This is a genomic window from Telmatospirillum siberiense, assembly GCF_002845745.1.
Taxonomy (GTDB): domain Bacteria; phylum Pseudomonadota; class Alphaproteobacteria; order Rhodospirillales; family Magnetospirillaceae; genus Telmatospirillum; species Telmatospirillum siberiense.
On sequence record NZ_PIUM01000002.1, the window covers coordinates 58,859 to 67,162 of the forward strand.

Consider the following 8,304-nt stretch of genomic DNA (forward strand, 5'->3'; position numbering starts at 1 on the left):
GATGAGCCAGACCCGTTACGCCATTTCCGCCTATGAGACGGCCCAGCGCACGACGCCCCCATTGAAGATCGTGGTGATGCTCTATGACGGCATTTTGGCCCGGATCGCCAGGGCTGCGGATGCCGCGCGGCAAGGCGATTCCCAGAGGCAATTCGAGGCGGTGATGAGCGCGGCGCGCATCATCGACGGTTTGAACCGCCATCTCGACATGGAGAAGGGTGGGGATGTGGCCATCCGGTTGCGTGAAACTTACGAGGCCGTCGCCCGGACCTTGTTCCGTTCCGTCGGCAAGGAGACCGGAGCCGAGGCTTGTGACCGCCTGCTTGTCGCCGTCCGCGAGTTGCGTGACGCCTGGGCGGAAATCGCCGAAGCCGATCCCGCGTCCCGCGGAACGATCGATAAGCCGCAAAATTTCTCCACCTCGGAAGCCGTGTGAGCCGGCCCCGAGGCCGGGCTCTGAAACGATCAACCGCATGTCCCGACGGCATGCTTATTTAAGACGGAAGTTGCCTTGGACGCTTTCGTGTCTCCGCAAGATCTGCAGGACATCGTCGATCAATACGGCGAAGATCCTGCTTGGTGGCCGGCGTCCCGCCGGACTGCCGCGCAGGAATTGATCGACGTCTGCGCCGAGGCCCGTGAGATCATTGCCCAGGCTCGCGAGTTGCGGGAGGCCTTGCGGTCCATGGGGCCCGCCGCGCCGGAATGTTTTAGCGACCGCATCATTTCCGTGGCGCTCGAACTGGATCCCCCGATGGATGACGTGGTTTGGCTCCGAAATTGACCGGAGCCAAAAGACCCGCATAATTCTTTTGTTCTCCGGTAACCGTTCCTTAAACATCCAATAGGCATGATTGGCCGAACATATTTGCCTGGGCGCAGTTCAGGGTATGCCCGGCTGTTGGGGAGCGAGTAAGCGATGTCTACGACCCAGACCAATCCTTCGGTGACGGCTGAGCCTTCGACGACGGCGGTCGTGCAGCTTTACGACACCGTCCTTTTACATGTGAGCCGGGCCGCCGAGGCTGCTCACAAGGGTGATTTCCAGGCGCAGTTCGACGAAGTGATGAGCGCTACCCGTATTATCGACGGCTTGAACCGGTGCCTGGATATGGCGCAGGGCGGTCAGGTTGCGGTCAATCTGCGTGAAATGTATGAGGCCGTCAGCCGGACCTTGCTGCGTTCGGTCGGCAAGCCCTCGGCGGAAGAGGCTTGCGACAAGTTGATCTCGGCGGTGCGCGATATGCGCAATGCCTGGGCGGAAATCTCGGGCTTGCCGCCGATCGCGGCGCAGTAATCCGCTTTATCTTAGGACGACATCTTTCCTCCGAGAGTGCTTCGGACTCGTGCCGAAGCACTCTTCGCATGCCCGGCCCTATAGAGCTGGCCGTCACCTGTTCCCCACCGCCCATAGAAATGCTTCGAATGCGCGGAGCGCCATCTCGTCCTCGTAAAGGACGTGGCTTGCCGCCGCGATACGGCGGCTCAACTCGTCCCGTCGCTGCCGGTCGCGGCCGATGGCCAAGGCGATTTCGACATAGTGGTCGAGATCCCGGGCGATGCAGTCCTCGATCCCCAGCAGCCGATAGAATCCGAACGTGTGGCGGGCCCGCATATGACGGCCGGGCCAGGTGACGACGGGCGTGCCGCAGGCGAAGGCCTCCAGTGTGGTATGGCCGCCGCTGTAATGGGGCGGGTCGAGCATCACGTCGGCAAGGCGCATCAAGCCGATGAAGCGCGGTCGATCTTGCGGCCCGAGAATATGAATCCGTTCCGCCAGCTCCGGCGCGGGACCGAGGATGCGCCCGCGCACGGCCTGCATCAGCGGTCCCGTCCAGCCAGCCGTCAGTACGAGGTGGGCCGAGGGGGCTTCCGTCAGAATACGCCGGATGACCGCGTCGAAATCGGGATGAAACTTTTGCGGCGTCTGCGGGCAGAGATACAGCAAGACGCCTTCCGGCAATCCGTAATCGCCCGGCGCCGGGGCGGCGGATGGAATGTCCGGTCGGCGGACCCAACTGCCGATTCCCGGCAGGCGGATCAGTTTTTCACCGTAATGGGTCTCTCCCTCCTCGGGCTCCATCGCATCGCTGCTGAGGAAGACGTCGATGCTGGGCAGGCCGGTGGTATCGGGGTGTCCCCACAGCACGGCCTGCGTTGCGGCCAGACGGGCATGGGCGAGGAACAGGGTGAAGGGATCCATCCCGAGGTCGAGATAAACAAGGACGTCCAGCCGTTCCCCGGCGATCCTCAGGCGGGCCTCCGAGAGATCGGCGGGCAGAGTGACAATGCGTTTTCCCCGCATGCCCGCCTGCCGGAGGTAAGCGTCGCTCCCTTCGATGGCGAAGGCGCAAATGTCGAAACTGTCCGCATCCAGCCGCTCGATCAGGCCGGTGAACAGCCGCGCGATGGTGTGGTCGCAGAAGAACCAGGAGACGAATCCCACGCGGATGGGACCGGGCGCCCGCGGCTCCGAGACATGGGGGGCCTGCCAGTCGAGGTCGGGTGTCGCTTTCGAGCAGACCTGATGAAACAGCCGATGCAAAGGGCCGTTGCCATGTTCGCCGTGATAGGCAAGCAGAAAGCAGGTCCAGTCGATTTCCTTTACCGGGTTGGCGACATGCAGATCTTCCGTCAGCAAGGCCCGCAGGCGTTCCTCCATCCTGGCGCGCAGATCGTCGATTTGCCGCCGCGATTCGGGCACACTGGGAAGCATGATCGCTTGACGGATGCGCCAGGCGTCATTGGGCGCCAGCGCGATCGCGTGGGCCAGTTCGGCTTCCGCCTCGGAAAAGAGGCCCGCCGTCCATAGCTGCTTGGAGAGCAGCGCATGCGCCCTGGCTTCCAGCGCGACCAGGGCTTTGCGTCTGTTTTCCTCGGCGGCGACCGCGTCGCCATCGTTCTTTCCATCTTCCATGGTTACCGATCCGCAAGGTTATTTTATACCAGGTCTCGATGAGGATAACTCATCGAGACCTGGTCTGGCCCATTGAGGGCCCGCGCCATCGTTGGCGCGAAGCCAAGGGGTGCGGAGGCACCCCGCCCGGCGATTGAGGGCTCGGTGACCGGTTGCGGTCACCGATTAGTCCATCCATTGTCGCAGGCTTGCCGTGACGCGCTCGACGACGCCATCCCAATCTTCTGGGGCCATCTGGCGGAACAATCGGAGCGTCGGATACCATGGGCTGTCCTCCCGGCCGCGTCCCCAGCGCCAGCAACCGTCGAAACGCGAGAGGATCCAGACCGGCTTGCCCATGGCCCCGGCCAGGTGCGCCGGCGCGGTGTCGACGGAAATGAGCAGGTCCAGGTTGGCGAGCAACCCGGCCGTATCGGCGAAGTCCCCCAGGTGGGTGGAAAAATCGGCGGGTCGGAGGGCCTGGGCGACGTCATCGAGTTGACCCGCCGCCATTCCCGTCTGCACACTGACGAAGTCGATGCCGGGGAGAGACAGAAGGGGGCCCAGGCGCGACAATGGCAAGCTGCGCCGGCGATCGATGGCGTGGGCGCCCGCATCCTGTAGCCGCGGATTGCCGGCCCAGACCAGCCCGACTCGCGGCTTGCGCAGTCCGGCGAGGCGATGGCGCCATGCGGCGACATCCTCAGCCGTGGCGCGCAGATAAGGCACGATGGACGGCCTGGTGCCGATCGCCGTTCCCATCACATGCGGTAGGCTCATCAGGGGAAGATGGCAGTCGAAGGGCGGCAGGGGATCGCCGGCCGCCACGATTCGCAAGGTCCCGTCGAGACTGTCCAGCAAGCGGGCCAACGGCGGATAGGCCTCGACGACGACGGTGCCGCCCCGCGCGGCGACGAGCGGAGCGTAACGGACGAATTGGATGACGTCGCCGAACCCCTGTTCTCCATGCAGAAGGATGGTTCGGCCCGTCAGGTCTTCGCCTTGCCAGCGGGGCTCGCTGAAATCGCGCTCCGCCAGATTGGCCAGCCCCCCTTTCCAGCGCCATTCATAGTCGTCCCACCCGCTCTCGTCATTGCCGTTCGCCAGATGGGCCATGCCCCGGTTGGTCAGGGCTTCGGCATAGCGGGGGTTGAGGAGGACGGCACGGTCATAGGCTGAGATCGCCTCCTCCAGCCGTCCCATCTGATGCAGCGTCACGCCCAGATTGTTCTGCGGTTCGGGGTCGTCCGGACGGCAGGTGATCGCCGAGCGGTAGGCGGCGATCGCCAGATCCGGCCGGCGCAGTTCCATCAGCGTCACGGCGAGATTGTTATAGGCCTCGCCATAGTCGGGATGGAGAGAAAGGGCCTGACGGAAGGCGGCGACGGCTTCCGTCAGGCGGCCTTGTTCCTTGAGGACGATGCCCAGATTGTTATGCGCCTTCGGATAATCGGAACGGATCCCGATGCTGGTTCGCTGCGCGGCCTCCGCTTCGGCGAGCCTGCCGGCGCCGCGCAGGGCGCTCCCGAGATTGGTGTTGATTTCGGAACTGTCGGGATGAACCGACAAGGCGGCCTGATAGGCGGCCACCGCTTCCGGCAACCGGCCATGATGTTGAAATGCCAGGCCCAGATTATAGAGAGCCTCCCAGTAGCCGGGTCGGATCAGCAGGGCCGTTCGCAGGGCGCCGATGGCCTGGTCGAAGAGATCCTGATCCTTGAGGGCGTTGCCCAGATTGTTGAATGTCTGGGCGTCGTCGGGAACCAAAGTCAGGACCGCGCGGTAGGCGGTGGCGGCCTCGGCTGGACGGCCTTGCTCTTGAAGGACGACGCCCAGGCAATAATGGGCGTGCGGGTCGAGGGGGCGCGCGGCGATCGCCTGGCGGAAGACGCGTTCCGCTTCGTCCGGCCGTTTCCGGTCCAGCCAGGTCTTGCCGAGATTGATCAGCGCTTCCGGATAGTTCGCCTTGAGGCGCAAGGCGCGATGATAGGCTGCCTGCGCCGCGTCGGGGCACCCTTGAGCCCGGTAGGCGTTGCCCAGATTGTTGTGTCCCTCGGGACTTGCCGGAACCAACGCCAGGAAGCGGCGGATCAAGGTGGCGGCCAGGCCGTCACGTCGCGTTTGCAGGGCGACGGCGCCGAGAAGATGCAGTCCGTCGGGATGATCGGGCCAAGCCGCCAGAAGATGGCGATAGCCGGTTTCCGCCTCGGCCAGACGTCCCGACAGATGATGGGTGCGGGCTTCCATCAGCAGTCGCGTGGCGGTGGCGTCGTCGTTTGCCGCGCGGGGAGCCGGTCGATGGTCCGTCTGGCCGGTGTGCGCGGCCAACGCGTCGCGGATGCGTCCGATGACCTCGGTCCAGTCGCCGGGGGCCTTTTGGCGGAACAGGCGCGCGGAGGGATACCAGGGGCTGTCGTCGCGGTCTTCGAGCCATCGCCAGCAGCCGTCGAAGCGCGACGCGATCCACACCGGCTTGCCCATGGCGCCGGCCAGATGGGCGACCGCCGTATCCACGGTGATGACCAGGTCGAGGTTGGCCACCAGGGCCGCGGTGTCGGCGAAGTCGGAAACCTCGGCCATCAGATCGAGCGGACGCAGTTCGGCCGGAAGATCGTCGATCCGGTTGGCCGGATCCCCTTTCTGCAAGCTGACGAAACTGACTCCAGGCAGGGAGAGCAGCGGCGTCAACCGGGTGATCTCGATGCTGCGCTGCCGGTCGGCGGCGGTCAGGCGATAATCGTGCTGGCGGGGGGAGCCGGCCCAGACGATGCCGACTTTGAGGCCCGACAACCGGGACAGCCGCCGGCCCCATGCCTCGGCCATGGTGGCGTCGGGGATGATATAGGGGCATTCCGCCGGGATGTTTTCCAGCCGGGTGCCGAGTGCCCCCGGCGCGCTCATCATGGGAAGGTGAAAGTCGAAGGGGGCGAGGCCCGTCTCCATGACCATGACCCGGTCGATGCCCGCCTGGGCGTTGAACAGGCGCACCAGGGGAGCCTGACATTCGACGATGACGGAGGCCCCCGCCCGGGCGAAGAGTGCCGCATAGCGGATGAATTGCAGGCTGTCGCCCAATCCCTGCTCGGCATGGAAAAGGAGCGTTCGGCCGCGAAGATCCTGTCCGGTCCACCGCCTTTCCTCGGGAAAGCGCGGGGTGAGGCCGGGTGTTCCCCCTTTCCAGCGCCATTCGTATTCGCGCCAGCCCTCTTCGAACAGCCCCCGCAGCAACAGGATGTGCCCCAGGTTGACGTGGGCCAGGGCATAGGAGGGCTGGCAGATGACGGCGCGCAGATTGGCGGTGAGGGCTTCCTCCACCCGGCCTTGATTCTTCACGGCGACGCTGAGGTTGAGAAGGGACAAGGCGTCGCCCGGTCGTCCGGCCAGGCAGGCGCGCTGGATCATTTCGGCGTCCGCCGGGCGGTTCTGTTCCTGCAGGGCCGCCCCGAGATTGATCAGCGCCTCCTGGAAATCGCCCTTGTGGCGCAAGGCGTCGAGATAGGCGGCTTTCGCCTCGGCCAGACGCCCTTCCTTGTGAAACAGAAGGCCGCGGTTGTAATGGGCTTCGGCATAATCGGGGCGAACGGCGAGGGCCTTCTGGAGCGATGCCAGCGCCTCGTCGCGCCGGCCCTGGCTGGAGAGAATATTTCCGAGATTGTTGTGGGCTTCGGCGTGATTGGGATCGGCGGCCAGCGCCGCCCGATAGGCCGCCTCGGCATCCAGCGGCCGTCCCGCTCCCTGGAGGGCCACTCCTTGCGCGTAAAGCGTCTTGGCCCGCGTTTTCCCGTCGTCTCCAGAAGGAGCGTTTCGCGGCGTCGATGGTGGATGGGGGAGTGGGGGCGCGGCGGCGAGAGGGGTGTGCCCTTCGATAACCGAGCTCAGTGTCGCGGCGATGCGGGTGACGACCTCGGTCCAGTCACCGGGGGCCTTTTGGCGGAACAGGCGCGCGGAGGGATACCAGGGGCTGTCGTCGCGGTCTTCGAGCCAACGCCAGCAGCCGTCGAAGCGCGACGCGATCCATACCGGCTTGCCCATGGCGCCGGCCAGATGGGCGACCGAAGTGTCGACCGAAATCACCAGATCGAGGTTGGCCACCAGGGCCGCCGTATCGGCGAAGTCGGAAATCTCGTCCATCCAGTCGAGGGGGCGAAGGGCCGGGGGGATGTCGGAGATCTGCCGGGCTTTCTCACCCTTTTGCAGGCTGACCATGCTCACTCCCGCCAAGGCGAGCAGAGGTGTCAATTCGGCGAGAGCCATGCTGCGGCGTCGATCGATGGAATTGGCGCGCGTGTCGTAAGGCCTGGGATCGCCCGCCCAGGCCAGTCCGACTTTCAGGCCGGGAAGCGGACGCACGCGCTCCGCCCATTTCTCCACCGAGGCCGCATCCGGCCTGACGTAGGGAACGGACGTGGGAATGCTCTCCTTGGTGATGCCGAGGCGGTGCGGCGCGCTCATCAGCGAAAGCTGGACGTCGGAAGAGGGAGGGGGGGCATCCTTGGCCACCACCTGCGCCACGCCGTCGACGCTGGACAGCAATCGGGTGAGGACCGGATGAACCTGGAGGATGACCTTGGCGCACCGGGCCGCGATGGGCGTGGCGAAGCGGGAGAATTGCAGGCAGTCGCCCAGCCCCTGTTCGCCATAAAGCAGGATGGTTCGTCCGGAAATGTCTTCGCCTTCCCATTCCGGTCGATTCCCGGAGGGACGAACGGCATGGAAACTGTCGAGCCGCCGCCGCCATTCATATTCGTGCCAGCCCGCCGAGAATTCGCCGCGGGTCAGCAACACCATTCCGAGGTTGTTGTGCGCCTCGGCGAAATCAGGTCTGAGAGCGATGGCCTGGCGGTAGCGGACTTCCGCCAGGTCGCATCGATTCTGCTCCTGATAGGCGGCACCGATGTTGCCGAGGGCGTCGGGGAAGTTCGGCAGGCAGTCGAGCGCCCTGCGGTAATAACGGGTCGCCTCCTCCAGAAGACCCGCGGCATGCCGGATCACCCCGAGATTGTTCCAGGCCTCGGCATAGCCCGGGGCCAGAACGATGGCGGCGCCGAACGCGCGCGCCGCCTCGGGGAAGCGGCTCTGCAAGCGCAGGGTCTCGCCCAGATTATTGTGGAAGGCGGCGTTCTCTCCGTTGATGGCGATTGCCTGCGCGATGGCGCGCACGGCTTCGTCGTAGCGCCCCCCCTGCGCGGCGGCGACGCCCAGAAGATTGAGGCTTTCGGCGTGCCGGGGATGATCCGCCAGGATCGCCCGATAGAGGCTTTCGGCTTCGATCCGGCGGCCGGCCTGGTGGTGACGGACGGCCTCGGCGAACCGTCCCGAGACGTCCGCTCCGCTTTCGGCGGGCGTGGACGCCACTCGGACTTCCGGGCCCGGGGCGATCTGTTTCGCGGCGGCGCGCCGTTGCTTGC

5 protein-coding genes are annotated in these 8,304 nt (G+C 65.4%); 3 read left to right on the forward strand and 2 right to left on the reverse strand.

Features of this window, described 5'->3' with window-relative positions; all coding sequences use genetic code 11:
* Position 1 precedes the first annotated feature (1 nt).
* The 3 genes from fliS to CWS72_RS02315 all read left to right on the forward strand — a co-directional run bounded on the left by fliS (position 2) and on the right by CWS72_RS02315 (position 1,297).
* On the forward strand, positions 2-436 hold the full coding sequence (fliS, locus tag CWS72_RS02305) for a flagellar export chaperone FliS (protein WP_101248958.1): 435 nt from the start codon (positions 2-4) through the stop codon (positions 434-436).
* Positions 437-511: 75 nt separating this feature from the next.
* Positions 512-784, forward strand: a complete 273-nt coding sequence (locus tag CWS72_RS02310; RefSeq protein WP_101248959.1) for a hypothetical protein — start codon at positions 512-514, stop codon at positions 782-784.
* Between the two features lie 135 nt (positions 785-919).
* Positions 920-1,297, forward strand: a complete 378-nt coding sequence (locus CWS72_RS02315) for a flagellar export chaperone FliS (protein WP_101248960.1) — start codon at positions 920-922, stop codon at positions 1,295-1,297.
* Positions 1,298-1,390: 93 nt separating this feature from the next.
* Here CWS72_RS02315 and CWS72_RS02320 read toward each other — a convergent pair whose 3' ends face one another.
* Entirely contained in the window at positions 1,391-2,917 is a 1,527-nt protein-coding gene (locus CWS72_RS02320; RefSeq protein WP_101248961.1) for an O-linked N-acetylglucosamine transferase family protein, read from the reverse strand.
* A gap of 165 nt (positions 2,918-3,082) precedes the next feature.
* A complete protein-coding gene (locus CWS72_RS02325; RefSeq protein WP_158240471.1) occupies positions 3,083-8,251 on the reverse strand; it encodes a tetratricopeptide repeat protein in 5,169 nt (1,722 codons plus the stop codon).
* Positions 8,252-8,304 lie beyond the last annotated feature (53 nt).

Bases quoted from the DNA above. Each gene is read 5' to 3' on its own strand.
- fliS (WP_101248958.1), top strand. From the start codon at position 2: ATGAGCCAGACCCGTTACGCCATTTCCGCCTATGAGACGGCCCAGCGC.
- CWS72_RS02315 (WP_101248960.1), top strand. From the start codon at position 920: ATGTCTACGACCCAGACCAATCCTTCGGTGACGGCTGAGCCTTCGACG.
- CWS72_RS02320 (WP_101248961.1), bottom strand. From the start codon at position 2,917: ATGGAAGATGGAAAGAACGATGGCGACGCGGTCGCCGCCGAGGAAAAC.